12 protein-coding genes and 1 pseudogene are annotated in these 18153 nt (G+C 42.5%); all 13 read right to left on the bottom strand.

Features of this window, described 5'->3' with window-relative positions; translation table 11 throughout:
• Nucleotides 1–689 (bottom strand): annotated as a pseudogene (locus tag HMPREF3208_RS06785) (hypothetical protein); the annotation flags it as partial.
• A gap of 496 nt (nt 690–1185) precedes the next feature.
• Nucleotides 1186–2028, bottom strand: coding sequence for a BRO family protein (locus HMPREF3208_RS04130; protein WP_016636849.1), 843 nt, complete (start codon nt 2026–2028; stop codon nt 1186–1188).
• 134 nt (nt 2029–2162) lie between these two features.
• Nucleotides 2163–3227: a LacI family DNA-binding transcriptional regulator gene (locus tag HMPREF3208_RS04125; RefSeq protein WP_016636850.1), complete on the bottom strand. Its 1065-nt coding sequence runs from the start codon at nt 3225–3227 to the stop codon at nt 2163–2165.
• Nucleotides 3224–4618 (bottom strand): glycoside hydrolase family 13 protein, encoded by a 1395-nt coding sequence (locus HMPREF3208_RS04120; RefSeq protein WP_016636851.1) that lies wholly within the window; start codon nt 4616–4618, stop codon nt 3224–3226. Before HMPREF3208_RS04120 ends, HMPREF3208_RS04125 begins: the two co-directional genes overlap by 4 nt.
• Nucleotides 4619–4673: 55 nt before the next feature.
• Nucleotides 4674–5516 (bottom strand): carbohydrate ABC transporter permease, encoded by an 843-nt coding sequence (locus HMPREF3208_RS04115; RefSeq protein WP_016636852.1) that lies wholly within the window; start codon nt 5514–5516, stop codon nt 4674–4676.
• On the bottom strand, nt 5500–6465 hold the full coding sequence (locus HMPREF3208_RS04110; protein ID WP_016636853.1) for a carbohydrate ABC transporter permease: 966 nt from the start codon (nt 6463–6465) through the stop codon (nt 5500–5502). Before HMPREF3208_RS04110 ends, HMPREF3208_RS04115 begins: the two co-directional genes overlap by 17 nt.
• A 2-nt stretch (nt 6466–6467) precedes the next feature.
• A complete protein-coding gene (locus tag HMPREF3208_RS04105; RefSeq protein ID WP_016636854.1) occupies nt 6468–7748 on the bottom strand; it encodes an ABC transporter substrate-binding protein in 1281 nt (426 codons plus the stop codon).
• A 380-nt stretch (nt 7749–8128) separates the two neighbouring features.
• Nucleotides 8129–9658, bottom strand: coding sequence for a branched-chain amino acid transport system II carrier protein (gene brnQ / locus HMPREF3208_RS04100; protein ID WP_016636856.1), 1530 nt, complete (start codon nt 9656–9658; stop codon nt 8129–8131).
• Between the two features lie 254 nt (nt 9659–9912).
• On the bottom strand, nt 9913–11709 hold the full coding sequence (gene argS / locus HMPREF3208_RS04095) for an arginine--tRNA ligase (protein ID WP_016636858.1): 1797 nt from the start codon (nt 11707–11709) through the stop codon (nt 9913–9915).
• Nucleotides 11710–11838: 129 nt separating this feature from the next.
• Nucleotides 11839–14595 (bottom strand): valine--tRNA ligase, encoded by a 2757-nt coding sequence (valS, locus tag HMPREF3208_RS04090; protein ID WP_064347349.1) that lies wholly within the window; start codon nt 14593–14595, stop codon nt 11839–11841.
• Nucleotides 14596–14782: 187 nt separating this feature from the next.
• A complete protein-coding gene (locus HMPREF3208_RS04085; RefSeq protein WP_081091178.1) occupies nt 14783–16357 on the bottom strand; it encodes an ABC transporter substrate-binding protein in 1575 nt (524 codons plus the stop codon).
• A 43-nt stretch (nt 16358–16400) separates the two neighbouring features.
• A complete protein-coding gene (nth, locus tag HMPREF3208_RS04080; RefSeq protein WP_064347357.1) occupies nt 16401–17066 on the bottom strand; it encodes an endonuclease III in 666 nt (221 codons plus the stop codon).
• A gap of 69 nt (nt 17067–17135) precedes the next feature.
• Nucleotides 17136–17963 carry a winged helix-turn-helix domain-containing protein gene (locus HMPREF3208_RS04075; protein ID WP_032814833.1) on the bottom strand — a complete coding sequence of 276 codons (828 nt, stop codon included), beginning with the start codon at nt 17961–17963 and terminating at the stop codon, nt 17136–17138.
• Nucleotides 17964–18153 lie beyond the last annotated feature (190 nt).

Here is an 18153-nt window from a genome sequence, read left to right as displayed (position 1 = left end):
CCAGCAGCACCATCTCCGCCTGTTGCGGTTACAGTTCCACCAGCGATTTTGATGTTTTCTGCTGAGTTACCGCGATCACCACCAATGCCAGCAGCACCATATCCGCCTGTTGCGATCACGGTTCCACCAGTGATTGTAATGTTCCTTGTACCACCGTTATGATTCCAACTCGATCCAATCCCTGCTCCATTTTTTCCGCCTGTTGCAGTTAGAGAACCATCACCCTCGATTTCTAACGTTGAACTATTATTGTGATTGTTCCATGTTAACCCAGCCCGCTCTTCACCTGACTTCAACGAATTTGTTCCTTGTAGTATTATCGTTAATTGAACATTAGATTGACCATAACTTTTTGCACGAAAAGCCGAGTTGTAAGTTTGATTAGATACATCAATGTTTACATTTTTTAGGGTAATCTTAGCCTTGATATTACTTCCTGTCACACTAATCGTATTTGACGTTGGTTGACCTTTTCCTTCAATCGTATAATTACCGCTTTGTGTTATATTTACACTAGCATCATTGATATTAAATTTCGTGTTCGTGTCCGCGTCATTTGCATAGCTAGCTATTGGATTTAAAGACAGACAACCCATGGTCATAAATAGGGCAAGAAGTAGGCCCGTTATCCTTTTCATTTTCATTTTCATTTTCATCTCATCTCTATTTTTTATTTTTATATCTTCCATATATTCAAATGATTTATATTACTGCTTTGAAAAATTGCATAAAAATAGGCAGAAACATATACCTATCCATCAGGTATATGTTTCTGCCTATTAAAAAATTCTACGGAAAAAGAGACAGAGCTATGCTGCCTGCCTGCCTGCCTGCCTGCCTGCCTGCCTGCGAGGATTTTGTCAGTATTTCCATGGCTTGTCAACCTTTATGCATAACTTTTTAACGCACTGATTATACAAGATAAATTCCATATTGACTAGCCTTTATTTATTCTATATTCGTTGTTTACCCGTCTATTTAAATCACATCAATCTTTTCTGCATGCATTTTCTCAAGCAACTTCAAACCATGCAGTCTATCACCAATCTATCAGGGGACAATTTGTCCCCATGTAGGCATCTAACTGCTAGTCACGAATCGCATAAAATCGACATCAAATAACTTAAAGAAAAGCCTACAGCACGTGAAAACGTACCGTAGGCTTTTGGTTTAAAATCACCTAAGTCATTCAGTCTCTTTAGCAACATCCTCAATAAGTTTCCCAAAGTCAATTGCATTTTGCGATGTGACAACTGGTTTACCTGTTTCCTTTTCAATCTCTTTTCTAGCATTTCCAGCAATGCTTCCACCGCGTTTAGCAACTTGCTTATTTTCTGCTAAACCCTGTGGATTATTGGTTTTAGTAAGCTCGGTAGTTGTTGCTTCCGCAAGCATATTCAGAACTATTTCAAGAGTTGTCATGTTATCTCTAAGATTTTCTTTCTTAAGACCCTTAAAATCTTTATATGCTCTCGTCGTCATCCCCGACCAAGCTTTAGACACTTCGTCAGTTAGAATTGCATATTCTTTCCCAGCCTTCACACCATGATCTTGCCAAGCATCAGTCAATTCTTTTCTTACTTGAATTGACTGAAGTCTTTGATTAATCCATTCGCGCGAATAACCTTTTTTCAAATACGTTGCTAAAGCCCTATCAATAGCTTGCTCAGGGTCTATTACTTCATCAATTCTCTCTTTACCAACTGTTGCTAACCACATTTTGAATGGTTCAGCTTTGGGAGATGGTATTGATTGAATAATGCGCAAAATTCCTTGCATATCAGCAGCGTCTGTCTCATATTTTTTCCCGTCAGACGATGTAAGCTTCAGTTGTCGACAAAATGTCGACAACTCACTTTTTTCTTCCTCACTCATGCGCCTTTTTACACGATACCAATAGTCTCTTGGATTCTTGCTATCTGTCAAAACAGCAACTACATCCACTACCGAAAAATACCATTCTTCTTTTTCGTTATCCCAAGTGGAACGCACTTGCTTGCCTTCAAATAATTTAATTTCATTACCCATGTTGATCCCCTTCAACTACAGTTATCCCCTCTTTAAATATCAATTTTATAATATTGCTTGATTGCTAACAATATGAATTAACAATCGAAACGACTATAACTTCTAGGCAAAACCGCAAAATATATTAAAGCCAATTACTTCTTAAGAGGAGCTGCCCCAACCGATTCACGCACGATGAGGGCAGTTCCTAGTTTTTTATGCGAAACAGGCAAAGCTTCTTCATCAAAGCGTATTTGATCAATCAAACTTTCTGCAGCCAAGCGTCCTTTTGAAGTAATTGGCTGATGAACCGTAGTTAATCGTGGCGTACAAATTGTAGACAAAGGCAAATCATCATAACCAGTAATAGAAAGATCTTCAGGAACGCGTAATCCTTGCGCTTGAGCTGCTCCAAGCACACCCAACGCAATAATGTCACTAAACGACACAATCGCAGTAGGCCTACATTCGAGATTAGTATCATTCCACATTTTATTAAAAACATCAGCGCCACCCTGATACGTGCAAGGCGTTTCTATAACGGTAATCTCTTTATCTTCCGGCGATAAGTTGTGCTTTTTAAGCGCGCGCACAACACTTGCCATGCGCCTACCGACTATTCCTTGCCATCCCGGATAATCAGTATGCGATTTCGTTTCAATTGCCGCAATACCAATATTCCTATGACCTAAATCAATAAGTCGATCTACTAAATCTTCAAAATCATGCTCATCGTCAACTTCTACAGTCGGAACGTTGATAGGTTGAGCAGGATCCACAATCACGACAGGAACATGCTTATTCAAAATTTCAACAACTTCTGCACGTTCAGCTTCCAAGCCGCAAATTATAAAACCGCTTACTGCAGCTGTAGGAATAGCTTTTAACATTGAACCTCTTAGCGGAGGAACAAGCATCAAAGTGTAGCCTTCTGACTGGCAAACCTGCCCAATGCCTTGAATCAAAAGTGAATAATAAGGATTTTGCAAAATCGTATCAATACCTTGCGGAAGTAACAAGCCCAACGCATTCGAAGAATTTGTGCGCAATGCTCTAGCTGTTGCACTTCGCACATATCCCATTTCTTCAGCAGTTTGCATAATATGCTCAACCGTCGCCTCAGACAGTTTTGACGGATCATTATATGCAAAAGACACTGCAGACTTGGAAACATTAGCTTTCTTTGCAACATCCTTAATAGTCACTCTACGAACATTCATAGCTTCCCCACTGCTTCACCTTCATACAATATAATGGATTTTTCTCCCATACGGTATTGATTACCTATTATACTTGGCACACCAAATAGAGCACGATCCATACGCACTGGCAAATCATCACAATTGATGTAAACTCCAGATCCGCGATGCACTAAGCATAAGCACGCACGCCCCGAAGGTAAGTTGCGCGTAATACACACAGTATGTTTACCTAAAGCAGCTACATGCTGCCTGCCATATTGGAGAGCAGCATTTTCTCTACGCAGACGCATTAATTTGCAAACTGTTTTACGAACAGATAAATTCCAAGCATTCTCATTCCAAATCATAGGAGCACGGCAACCCGGATCATTTTCTCCTTCCATGCCATTTTCATCGCCGTAGTACACCATAGGAGCACCATCAGCAGCGAATAACAGCGCATAAGCTAAATTCTCAGCGTCTTCAGCAGGCGTATCCCAAGCATATTCATGAGCTTTTGTGCGCGTAAGTAATCGCTCAGTATCGTGACTCCCAAGCAAATTCAACATACAAGAGCGGTGCTCTTCTGGAATATCGTTATACAAAGCATTCATGCCATCTGCAAAATCATAAGCATCCAAAGTTTCATCAGTGCAAAAACCTAGGACTAAATCACGAACAGTATAATTCATGGTTCCATCCATAAGTTCAGGCGTAAGCCATTGAGAAGGGTTACGCCATTCTTCAGCTACTAAGTATTTATCATCTCCAAAAGATTTCACTATATTATGGAAACCTTTCCAAAATGTTTTATTGACGAAATATGGAACATCTAAACGCCAACCATCAATACCACGATTTAACCAATATTTAGCAACGTTATAGTGATGTCTACGAACTTCTGGATTATATACATTCCATTTTGGCAAATAGTAGCAGCCGGAACATGTTTTATAATTTGGTTCCGGATGAGACACTACAGGAAAACCCTCTACTGAAAACCAATTAACATATTGCGATTGTTCGCCATTACGCACAACATCTTGGAAAGCCCAGTGGCCTATTCCACAATGATTGAATACACCATCTAAAACTACGCGAATCTGCAATTCATGAGCACGCTTAATAAACTCATCAAAATCTGCATCATTGCCAAGTCGAGAATCAATTTTGAAATAATCAGTAGCGTCATAGCGATGATTCGTATCTGCTTGGAAAATTGGGGTAAGATACAGAGCATTGATACCCATATCCGCAAGATATGGCAGATGCTCCCTAATCCCTTTCAAATCACCACCGAAAAAATTATCTCTAGTTGGAGATTTATCCCATGATTCTACAGGATTAGGGTTAATAGAAGCATTTGCATTTGCGAATCGCTCCGGAAAAATCTGATAAAATACACTTGATTTTACCCATTCAGGTTGCATGACTTGTTCCTAACAAATAGTAAATTTTACAAATTGCGAAAGTTTTAGCACTTCTTCAATCTTTAAGACCAGTAGAGGCTATTCCTCGTTCAAGAGCTTTTTGGAAGAAGAAGAAAATAATAATTGATGGCAAAGTTGACGTCAAAGTTCCAGCCATTAAATAATTCCATGAAGTACCATAACGTCCAACAAAACCGCTTAATCCGATTTGAATAGTACGCATTTCTTCTGCATTTGTAACCAGCAGAGGCCACAGGAAATCATTCCATGCGAATAGGAATGAGAATACGCCAAGAGTTGCAAGAGCTGGCTTAGAAAGCGGCAGAATAACTTTAATAAAAATACCAAGACTTGAACATCCATCAATTCGTGCAGCTTCATCAAGTTCACGCGGAATAGTGCTAAAATGCTGTCGCAGCAAAATAATGCCGAACACATCAGCCAAACGTGGAACTGTTAAGGCTGCCATAGTATCAATCCAACGCAACTGAGCGATAATACCGTACATAGGTATAACTGTTACGAAAGCAGGAACCATAAAAGCCGAAAGCAGCAATATGAACAATACTTTCTTTCCAGGAAACTCTAATCGCGCAAAAGCAAAAGCTGCCATAGCATCAAACGCAAGATGACCAACTACAATAATTGCCGACATAATCAAGCTATTAATATAATAATTTGCAAATGGAGCGCTTTGCCAAGCATGCAAATAATTTTCCCAATGCCATGATGTTGGAATTACTGATTGAACAGCATACGTTTCGGCTTTTGTTTGCAACGAGGTTGTAAACATCCACATAAATGGAATAAGTACCGAAGCTGCACCAATAATGAGCACAATATGTCGAGCAAGATGCAACGAACGCAATCTCGTAAAGACTTTACTTATTTTCTGCATTGCTTACCTTCCATTGCACAAGAGTTACGATAAGTACCAATACCAGCGACGCTATTGCGATTGCTGTGCCATAACCGAAATTGCCTAACCTAAATGCTTGACGATACATAAACATTCCTAGTACGTCAGTGCCCCCTCGAGGACCACCTTCAGTAAACACGTAAATTAAATCAAATGATTGGAAACTGCTAATCAACGCTTGCACAACCACAAAGAATGTCATTGGCCTCAACAGAGGAACTGTAATATAACGCAGCTGTTGCCAGCTCGTAGCACCATCAAGACTTGCCGCTTCATAAGTTGATTTAGAAAGAGATTGCAAAGCAGTCAAATATAGAATGATATTAAAACCGAGGTTCTTCCAAACTGTGAGAAATATAGTAGCGAGTAATGCTAGCCACTTATTGTGGAGCCAGTCGGGTCCTGCAATACCTAGGGATGAGAGTACAGAATTTACAAGACCCGATGGATCCAACATATATTTCCACACAATTGCTACAGCCACCGAGGAGGTAACGACAGGAAGGAAATATATGGTGCGATACAATCCGCGAGCGCGAATTGGCGCATCTAGTAATACCGCAAAAATCAAGCCAGAAACAACCGATAACACAGCTACGCCAAACGCATATATAACAGTCACGGTTAAACTATTCCAAAATTCTGGATTTTGAGATAGTTTTACATAATTCTTCAATCCAATAAAATCTGGATTTGCAGAAAAACCGTTCCAATTCGTTAAGCTCGTGTATGCTGCAGAAATAATTGGATAAAAAGTGAAGATGACGAGAATCACTAATCCCGGAAGTAACAACCCCCATGCTGTGAGAATTTGCTCCCATTTTCCTACAGTTTTATGACCATTTTGCATCAGCTTACTACTGCCAACTTTTACGTTGTCAATAGCAGCTGTCTGCTTATTTTTTAGCTGTGCTATCGGGTTACGCATGATTACTTACCTTGCGCTATTACGTCGTTGACTGCTTTTTCTGCATTCTTTAATGCAGTATCAACATTTACTTCGCCAGAAAATGCTTTTTCCATTTCCTTTGCGAATGCCAACGAAATCTGTGGATATAGTTTGGTGTTTGGACGAGTATGAGCAGTTGCCATTTGTTCAATGTATGGCATCAAGCGAGGCTCTTTCTTCTCAACCCAAGAACGATACTCTGCGTTGCTAGCAGCACTCTTTGTTGCAGGCAGGAAGCCAGTAGACTCGCACCAATCAAGAACTTGCTTATCTTGCAAGAACCAAGTCACAAATTCAGCAGCGGCTTTTACTTTTGCATCATCATTATTAAACAGCATTGCCTGTTCTCCGCCAAGGTTGGTAGATGGCTTACCACCTTCAGGGGTTGGCAATGGCGCTGCAGCAAACTCAAATGGAGGATCAGCAGCCCAAATACCTACCATCCATGAGCCTTCCTGAGCAGAACCACCTTGACCTTTTTCGAACTTACCCCATCCTGCGTATGGGCTCACTCCGCTTTTAATAAGATCCATCCAGAAGTTTGCAGCTTTCTTACCTGCAGGAGTGTTAAATGCTGCAGCAGAGTTATCTTTCTTTAAGAATTCGCCACCAGCTTGCCAAAGATTGACTTGGAAGTTCCAGGTAAGAGCCTCACCACTGTCTCCTGCTTCAGTTGGCAAATCGTAACCTGGAAGACCAGTCTTATCCTTAATCTGCTTGGCCATTTGCTTTAATTCATCCCAAGTTTTTGGCGGCTTATCTGGATCTAAACCAGCCTTCTTAAATACTGTGCGATTGTACATGTACGCAAGATTATTGGCTGACATTGGAACTGATACTAAATGACCGTCAATTGAACCGAAATTCTTTAACGCTGGGTTAATATTATCAATTACTTCAGGCTTGAGAAGCTTTTTTAAGTCTGCAGATTTGCCAATTTGCGCCATTTGAGGCATCCAAATCAAATCACCTATGGCCATATCAGGCAAAGTATTTGACGTAGCAGATGCACGTAATTTTGTTAAGAAATCAGCATTAGGAACATTTGTAGTTTTAATCTCAATGTTCTTGTGCGAAGCATTAAATGCTTTTACTTTTTTATCGAAAGCATCTGCATTAGCACCATCCCAGTAGTGCCAAACAGAAACGGTTGTTTTACCTTGAGTATTACTTGTAGAGCTTGCGCCGCCACCACATGCAGTAAGAGACAGCGCAGCAGCGAGCATCATCGAGATTGCTCCAAACTTTTTTAGTTTCAACATCGTTGTTCTTCCTTAGAAATATTTAGAGAAACTTAAAGGTTCTTGGACATGCCGCCCAATGAATCATTTGATATATAGCAACGCCAGACTTATGCTGCAAACAGCGTCGTTTACTCCTTTCACTCATGAACAACCACTTTTGCTAATGCCTCAACATCGAGCATTAGACGCGTGCCTTTTGTATCTTGCTTTACTGGCTAAGCGAGAATTACTTTAGATTGCACATTATTTTGTTCGTTATTGAAATATACTAAATCGTTCCAATAAATAAGTCAAGCGCGAGTTTTATACAAAAATCGCCATATCACAGCTCATACGAGCGGTAATATGGCGATTATTTATTATTACAACTATCTATACAACTAGTTGTGAATTAGTCACTAGGATTGCTCACTAAAATTAGGTTCGTCAGCAGCAGACTCGTTAAACTCAGCATCGCTTGAAGAATAATCATCTTCGCTAGCAACACTGCCTTCAAGATTTGGCCCAACAGCCGCACGAGCCACCTCTTCCATACCTTTGTTATCAGATAAAACCTTGCAAACATAGCCAACAACAAATCCAACAACAGCTGGGCAAACCCAAGCCATGCCAAATTCCGAGAACGGCAACCAGTTTTGAGCAACAATCAACATATCGTTCATATGCAATGCGTTGCGCAAAGCTGTTGGCGAACTATTCAAAAAGTCAAATACAGCTGCAACGCCAGTAAAACCAAGTGTCCAAGCGTACACGACTTTGGAATTTCCAAAAAGTCGACCGCACAAAGCCAAAAGAATAAGCACGATTGACAGTGGATACAAGAACATTAATACTGGAACAGCGTATTCGATGATTGCGCTCAAACCAAAGTTTGCAAGACCAAACGAAACAAGCGTAATCAATACAGCCCAAACACGGTAGCTAGGCCCCTTAGGGAATAACTTAGAGAAGGTTTCCGAGCAGCTTACGATTAAGCCAACCGCAGTCTTTAAGCAGGCAAGCGTTACAGTTGCAGCAAGCACAAACAAGCCAACGTTTCCAAGATGGTATCGTGCAACTTGTGCCAAAGTTACTCCACCATTTTCCGCAGGTGGGAACAGAGCGCGGCTACGCACACCAACAATAACAATCGCAACGTAAATCAACGCCATAAGCAAGCAGCTAAAGAAACCAGAGCGAGCAGTATTCACTGCCACATCTTTAGGATCTTTTACACCGAACTGACGAATAGTACTAACAACCACAATTCCAAATGCCAAGCTAGCTAAAGCATCCATTGTGTTGTAGCCATCTAAGAATCCTGTAAAGAATGACTTATTAACGTAATTTCCCATAGGAGCAGCATCCGCAGAAGCGCCACTTACAGGAGAAAATAGTGCTGTAAATACCAAAATCGCTAGGAACACAAGGAAGATTGGCGTAAGAACTTTACCAACCCACGTGAGTATGCCGCTTGGCTTCATAGCAAAGAAGAACGCGAGCGCAAAGAACACTACGGAGAACAAGAACAAGTAAAGCTGACCGTTTCCATCCTGCGGAACAACGCGCTCTAAGCCAACAGTGTATGAAGTTGTTGCGCAACGCGGAATTGCAAAGAACGGGCCAATCGTTAGATACAGCACACAAGTGAAGAACATGCCGTACTTTTTGCTAGCTTTGCTCGAAAGCTCAAAAAGACCGTTTGCGCGGCTCATTGCGAGTGCTGTAACGCCAAGCAATGGCAAACCAACGCCAGTAACAATAAAGCCTAATGCTGCAGGCGCAGAATTAGTTCCTGCATTAGCACCAAGAAACACAGGGAAAATCAGGTTTCCAGCGCCAAAGAACATGCCAAACAACATGACCGCCACGTACGCGGACTCAATAATTGTCAGGTTCCTTTTTTTCGGGGCACTGTCTGTGCTGACACTTTGTGTTGTGACGCTCATGCTTACACCTCCTATATGGTGAAAATTGTTTAAGCATATTATTCAGCTAAATCCCTGACTTTCTTGTGGATTTAAAGCGAAAATAATATTAGGGGGTATATTAATAAATCGCATGTACTTAATTGGCATAAATTTACCATCTCGCGCGTGTCTTCTCATCAAAAATACGTAGGACGCTGGCATAGTACCAACGTCCTACTTAATCAAAAAATGCTCTATATTTTTGCTCTAAACCTTATATAAAATAAACAAAATCACATCTTTTCTGGAGCAGAAACACCAAGCAAATCAAGGCCTTCTGCAATTACCGTGCGCACAGCCGAGTTAAGCTTAAGTCGAGCTGCAGCGCGCGCAGGCTCTGGGCACTTTGCAATGCGAACTGCTTCGCGCTCTGCTTCTGGCAAACGATTTTCTGGATCGCTTAACTCCATTGGCACTACGCGCTCAAGGTTGTACCACTTGTGGTAGCTGGCAGCCAAATCCTCAAGATAATGCGCAACTCTGTGAGGAGCGCGCAAATCGCCAGCTTGTGCAAGAGCTGCAGGCCATTGCGCCAAAGCAGCCAGCACTTCGCCGTCAGCCTCGGTATTAAGCAGGCTTAAATCAGCGCCATCTTGCGTAATTCCGGCATCCGCTGCGTTTCGAGCAACATTGCAGCTGCGTGCGTGAGCGTATTGCACATAATACACAGGATTATCGTTGCTGTGAGAAGCAAGCAAATCCAAATCAATATCAACACTTGTGTTGTAGTCGGTGCGAGCAAGCGAATAGCGCGAAGCGTCAACACCAATTGCATCAACTAAATCGTCAATCGTAATAACGTTTCCAGCACGCTTGCTCATGCGCACAGGCTTTCCGTCCTTCATAACGTTTACAAGCTGGCCAATAAGAATCTGCATGTTTTCGCCCGGCTTGTCTCCAAAAGCCGCGCACATTGCCATCATTCTGCCAATATAGCCATGATGATCCGCACCGAGCATGTAGATTGCTACGTCTGCAGGATTCTGCTCGCGGTGACGCTTGTCGCGATAGTAAGCAATATCTGCAGCAAAGTAAGCGTAGTTGCCGTCGGATTTAATAATTACGCGATCCTTGTCGTCGCCATGCTTAGTGGATTCAAACCAAGTTGCGCCGTCTTTTTCGAAAATATCTCCACGCTCACGCAAGTCTGCAATAGCGCGCTCAACTTCGCCATCCTCGTACAGGCTGTTTTCGTGGAACCACACGTCGAAGCCAACGCGAAAATCGCGCATCGACTTGCGAATTTCAGCAAACATCATTGGCACTGCGCGCTTGCGGAACTCTTCACGCTGCTCAGAGTCGCCCTCGCCAAGCGGCAAACCTTCCTCGTCTTTACCAAGATCAATTCGAGGTAAGGAAAGAACATCAACGCCGTCTGCTTGTGCTTCTTTTATAACAGCGTCAGCAATTTCGTTAATATACGCGCCTTTGTAGCCGTCTGCAGGCGTTTCTTCGCCGTGAGCTGCAGCAACTAAAGACTTAGCAAAACGGTTAATTTGCTCGCCGTGATCGTTGAAATAGTATTCGCGTACAACTTTTGCGCCGTTCGCTTCCAAAACTCGAGCCATAGAATCGCCAACTGCCGCCCAGCGAGTGCCACCAATATGAATTGGGCCAGTTGGGTTTGCGGAAACAAACTCAAGATTTAAAGTTTTGCCACCCAAATGCGCATTTTTACCAAAATCCGCACCCTGCTTTAAGACTTCGTCAACAACAGCCGCTGCAGACGCAGAATCAAGCGTTATGTTAATAAAGCCAGGACCTGCAACTTCTACAGACGCAATACCTTCTGCTTCTTGCAAACGCTCGGCAAAAAGTTCAGCTAAATCGTGAGGCTTCATACCAGCTTTTTTAGCGAGCTGCATAGCAACATTCGTAGCCCAATCGCCGTGTGCGCGATCTTTTGGCCTCATAACTGCAAGTTTTTCGGCTGCAGGAATCAAATCTTCTGTTAGACTGCCAGCTTTACCGTTTGCTACTAAATCTTTAGCAATTTTTTCAATTAATTCACTTAAGCTTTCTGGATTCATGGTTTACAGTCTAGCGTTACCGCGCGATGCTTAGCGATTAAATACACAAAAAGCGCTGGAGTCGAAGATTGACTTCCAGCGCTTTTGTTTTGCAATTAATTATTTTCGATTACTTGCAATTACTGGCAATTACTTCTTTTTTGCAGGAGCTTCACCGAGTTCGCTTTGAGCAACAGAAACGTTTACGTTAGTTGCATCAGATTCCGCAGATTCAGATTCAGAAGAATCTCCAGCATCTGCAGCCTTAACAGCGTTAAGCTTTACTTCTCCAGTAACGCGACCCGCTTCCGCAACGTCATCCAAAGTCTCTTCAACAGACTTGTAAGCATTTTCTGCTACGTTCAAAGTCACTTGCAAAATAGGAGTCTTCATAGAAACTTTTGCTTCAGACTTAATCTTGCGCAAAGCAGCCAAAGCCTCGCCCGCGTAAGCCAAAGTATCTACAGAAACACCATTTGCAGCAGCCTCATACGCCTTAGCGCATGGCCAGCTTGCACGATGCACAGAGCCTTCACCGTCATGCATCCAACTCCACACTTCTTCCGTAGCATAAGGCAAGTAAGGAGCAAGCAGGCGAGCCAAAGCGTCGAGCGCAAGACCAAGAGTTGTGCGAGCAGACTTTACAGCAGCTTCACTTGGAGTACGTCCAGTGGATTCTGCAGTACCGTAAGCACGATTCTTTGCAAGCTCAATGTAATCGTCACAGAACTCCCAGAAGAAGGTTTCGATTGCTTCCAAAGCCTTAGAATGCTCGTAAGACTCAAGCGCATCAGTTGCAGTACGAATTACAGATGCAAGCTTTGCCATAACGGAACGATCCAAAACTTCCGTAACGTCTGCAAAATTCCAGTCCGCATTAGCATGCTCAAGAACCTGATGTTCCTCGTCTTCGCGGCCAATCGCGAGCGCAAACTTCGTAGCGTTCAAAAGCTTAATCGCCAAACGGCGACCAATCTTCATTTGACCTTCGTCGTAAGTTGCATCCAAGCCAAGCTTTGCAGAAGTTGCCCAGTAGCGAACAGCATCCGCACCAAACTCTTCGATTGGCTTATTTGGCACAACCACGTTGCCTTTAGATTTAGACATCTTCTTATGGTCAGGATCAAGAATCCAACCAGAAAGTGCAGCATGCTTCCAAGGCAAGCAGCCGTTTTCAAGATGCGCACGATCAACCGTACTAAACAGCCAAGTACGAATAATATCTTGGCCTTGTGGACGCAAATCCATTGGGAAAGTAGCCTTAAACAGAGCTTGATTTTCCTCACCTGGCTCTTCCCAACGAGTCACGATTTGTGGAGTTAAGGAAGATGTAGCCCAAGTGTCCATAATGTCTTGCTCAGCAGTAAAGCCGTTTGGCTGGTCGCGCTGAGATTCGTCGAATCCTTCTGGAACGTCAATAGTTGGGTCGATTGGCAAACAATCTTCGCTAGGAGTCAAAGGATGCTCGTAATCCACTTCCCCATTTTCGTTTACTGGATACCACAGTGGGAATGGCACACCAAAGAAGCGTTGGCGAGAAATAAGCCAGTCACCGTTCAAGCCGTGAACCCAATTCTCGTAGCGCACGCGCATAAAGTCTGGGTGGAAGTTAAGTTCCTTGCCGCGCTCAATAAGCTCAGCGTTCAGCTTTTCGTCCGTACCGCCGTTCTTTAAGTACCATTGACGAGAAGTGACGATTTCCAAAGGCTTATCGCCCTTTTCGTAGAAGTTCGTCATACGCTTTGTTGGCTTTGGCTCACCTTCCATATCTCCAGCAGCTTGCAAAGCTTCAACAACTTCCTTGCGAGCAGAGAACGTGGTTTTACCAGCAATTTTCTCAAACATTTCGCGACCGGACTCATCCGTAATCCAATCAGGAGTGGTCATAACAATGCGACCGTTTCGCTGAATGATTGGTCGAGTTGGAAGATTCAAGTCACGCCACCACTCAACGTCTGTTACGTCACCGAAAGTGCAGCACATTGCAATGCCAGCACCCTTGTCCATTTGAGCAGCAGAATGAGCCAAAATCGGAACCTTCACCTTAAACAGCGGTGAGTAAACTTCCTGGCCAAAGTACTTCTTGTAACGCTCATCATTTGGATTTGCAATCAAAGATGTGCAAGCAGCAAGCAATTCTGGACGTGTAGTTTCAATATAAATTGGCGTACCATCTTCAAAACGGAACGCAATCTTATGATAGAAACCAGGATATTCGCGCGATTCAAGCTCAGCTTGAGCAACAGCAGTCTGGAAAGTCACATCCCACAAGCCTGGAGCATCCTTTTGATAGGCTTCTCCGCGAGCAAGATTACGAAGGAATGCTTTTTGCGCAACTCGGCGAGGCTGCTCGCCAATCGTGTGGTAGGTTTGCGACCAATCAACAGAAAGACCGAGCCTGCGCCACAAAGCCTCAAACAGCTTCTCGTCTTGGGAAGTTAGGCGCTCACAAAGCTCGATAAAGTTCTGGCGGCTTACAGGAACCTGATCTTTTGCCTCAATCTTCTTGCCTTCAGTACCTTCAAAAGGCGGCTTAAAATCAGGATCATATTTCAACGAAGTGTCTACGCGCACGCCGTAATAGTTTTGCACTCGACGCTCTGTTGGCAAGCCGTTATCATCCCAACCCATTGGGTAGAACACGTCAAAGCCTTGCATTCGCTTATAGCGCGCAACCACATCAGTATGCGTGTAGGAGAATACGTGACCAACATGCAAATGACCACTTACAGTTGGAGGTGGAGTATCAATAGAATATACGGCCTTGCGGTCGCGGGAATTATGGAAAGCGTAAGTCTTGGCTTCTTCCCAATTATTACGCCATTTGTCTTCGAGGCCATCAACGCTCACTTTGTTAGGAAGCGGCGTTAAATGCGCATGCTTTACTGTGTTATCCTGTTCACTCATGAACTGAATATTAGAAACTTAGCGCGACAACACAAACAATCACAGTGAGATAAATATAGGGCTAAGTAGCAAAAAGCGCCACTTTGCAACGTTATTTAGCATAATAATTACAACAAAGTTAATTACAACAAAGTGCCGCTTGCGAAGAAAAATACGATACATTTTACTGATAAGAGTGAGCATTTTTCTATTTCACATTCACATCATGCAATGGTAATAATTGATCTGTCATATTTTTCGCGTAACCACTTACGTTGGTTTTCACAGCCATCACACTTTTACGAGCATACAACCAGCGAGCTGCATTATTATTAACAACTTCACGAGCATAAGCACGAGCATTAGTTTCGTATTCACTGGCATTTTTAGCATGAACGGCATTTGCCCAAGCTTGCTGCGCGCGCGCATCCTGAAGTACAAATGGTGAACCATTCTCCGCAAATGCACCCTGATCTAACGTATGATTCATAGTGGTGAGCGCAATATCGTACTTTCCTTCGTTTACGCGTTGCTGTAGCGTTGACTGGTTCACTTCTTCGAGATTAATTTTAAAACCACTGACAGAGCTAATCTGCTTCGATAACTCACGACCAACATTTCCCTCACCTTGCGGAACAAGGAAAGTAATTGTGCCCAAATAACTTGCACTAAAATAATGGAAAAGCGAAGCAGCTTTATTCGGATTATATTGATATATTCCAGTTAAATCTTCATAGCCTGTTGAAAGCGGATCAATAGGACCTCCAACAAGCACACCACCGTTGCCATCAGATGCAATTACTGTTTGAGGATTAACAGCATAAGCAACTGCCTTACGCGCTTGTTCATCACAAAAAATAGACGCTACAGTAGTATTAATCGCAATAAATCGAACGCGAGTACTTTGCCCATCTACCATTTGAGTATTAGCAATTGCAGCAAGACGTTTATTTTCGTTACCTTCAAGCGGAACTGCTATCTGAATATTGCCATGCTCCATAGCTTCTGCCAAAGCTGTATCATTAGCGAAATATTGTAGAGTAATACTTGCGCATACCGCAGGAGATCCCCAGTATCTGTTATTGCGCAAAAGTACTAAAGAATTACCTTTGCTATAGCTGTTCACAATGAAAGGACCAGTACCGAGCGCACTACTCGAGTAGTCAACTACTGCTTTTGTGTCATATACAATACCTGCACGTCCTGAAAGGCGACGCAACAGTAACGCATCCGGCTTATGTAAAGTAATTTCTAAAGTAGTATCATCCGGATTAGTAACAGTTTTAATATTTGTTAGTGCGCTATAGCCTGGATAATTTTTAGTAATGCCTTGTTGTAATGATTGAAGCACGGATTCAGAATTCATGGAATCGCCATTGGAAAAATGTACACCTTGCCGCAAATTAAAACTATATACTAATCCATCTTTTGAAACATTCCACGACTGTGCTAACCCTGGTCGCAAGCTATTATCATCACCACGCTTAACCAATGTTTCGTAAACGTTGTCAAGCAAAGCCTGCTGTAAAGCATCACTATCGTCAGTGCGAATATCAAGAGAGTCAGGCGCTGTTCGCAAACCAACTTTTAATACAGAATTACCTGCAGGATGAGCGATCATTTCAATGGGTGAATGACCTTGATACATTTGCCATCCGCACCACAAAACACCGATCATTACTACCGACACAACTATGAATACAACCCACGGAATCCAACCTGTTGTTGACTTATGATGAGTTGCGTTGGAAGCTGCAAATTCATAATCACCTGTTCTTGACATAGCTTACAGTCTATACCAAGAGCTGAATGGGAAGAATATGCTCTCATATGTGAGCAGACGGACATGTTGCTTTTAACGGGCACAATAAGCACTGCGGGTTGCGTGCAGTACAAATTCTTCGTCCATGCAAGATAAGTCGATGTGAAAGATTAGTCCACTCTTCAGGCTTAAAACACGCAGTTATTTCACACTCGATAGCATAAGGATCTGGATGTTTACTCGTCTTATTCCAGTTCTTCCTCCAACCAAGACGACCAGTAACACGTATTACGTGAGTATCTACAGGGAAACCAGGCAATCCAAAAGCATTACCAAGCACAACATTAGCAGTTTTGCGACCAACACCCGGCAGTGATATTAAATCTTCCATATTTGAAGGCACTACACCGTTAAAATTACTACACAATCGAGCAGATAATGCAATAATATTCTGTGCTTTTACACGATAAAAGCCAAGTGGATGAATAATAGCTTCAACTTGTGCATCTGAAGCTACAGCTAACCTACTTGCATCAGGAAAAGTAGAAAAAAGTTTTGGAGTGACTGTATTAACTCTTTTATCTGTTGTTTGCGCACTTAAAACCGTTGCAATAAGCAGCTCAAATGGATTAGAAAAATTAAGTGCACACTGCGGATTTGGTATTTCTTGACACAACAACGCATATTCAGCATGCATCCGCGCCAACTTTTCTTGTTTTGATTCGCGCATCATAAAATTTTACCGACTAATGTTATTACAACACCATCAATAGTGTTATTGAACTAATTCTCAGCAAAGCTATTCGTCATTATTATTGTCATCATTATTGTTATTAACATTACTATCGTTTGCGTAATTTTTATCTGCACTATCAGCATTATCCGCAACATGCTCAGTCATTTCACTATCTTCTTCAATTTCAGACGGATCAAACCGATAACCGACATTACGAACAGTGCCAATAAGATGCTCATATTCAACACCAAGCTTTGCACGAAGACGACGAATATGCACATCAACCGTGCGAGTACCGCCGTAGTAATCATAGCCCCATACTTCTTGCAATAAATGCGCCCGAGTAAATACTCTCCGGGGATGTTGCACAAAATACTTCAATAATTCAAATTCTTTATAGGCTAAATCAACAGGATGTCCATGCAAGCTCACAGTATAACTACGCATATCAACAACAAGATCACCAGAACGCATAATCCCATTATCTTCAACAGGCACATCAGCTACTGCAATATCTTGCGAATGCATAAACGAAACACCAGCATCTGGATGCTGCGAAGCTAAACGCAAACGACCTTCCACCTCTGCAGGAGAAGCGCTAGTGAGCACAACATCATCAATATTCCACGAAGAATTCACTACCGTAAAACCGCCCTCAGTAAGGATCAACATAACAGGAACGGTAATACTAGCCGCTTGCAAAGCAGCACACAACGATTTAGCTAAAGCCAAATCTTCACGAGCATCAAGAAGCAGAACAGTTTGCGCGGGAAGTTTTGCTAAACTCGTTGCATCCATAGGAAGCACACGCACACGATGTGAAAGTAACGCAAGCGAAGGTAAAACAGAAGCAGGAGAGGCACACGAAGTCATCAATGTGATATCAGTCATAAGAGGCCTCCAACCAACACGTGATATAGCACCAAATTCAAGCCGTTACAGGCATTGTAAACCATACTAGGAAGAATGCAACCTACTCTTAATATTTTTGCACGACTTACGTAACGTATCAAATCAAAGCTTTATCAACACGCAAATTTACATAATCTTCATAGCAGGAAACGTAGTGCAGGTTATAGAC

It is taken from the genome of Gardnerella vaginalis (assembly GCF_001546485.1).
GTDB lineage: Bacteria > Actinomycetota > Actinomycetes > Actinomycetales > Bifidobacteriaceae > Bifidobacterium > Bifidobacterium vaginale_D.
This window is presented reverse-complemented; position numbering and strand designations above follow the sequence as displayed.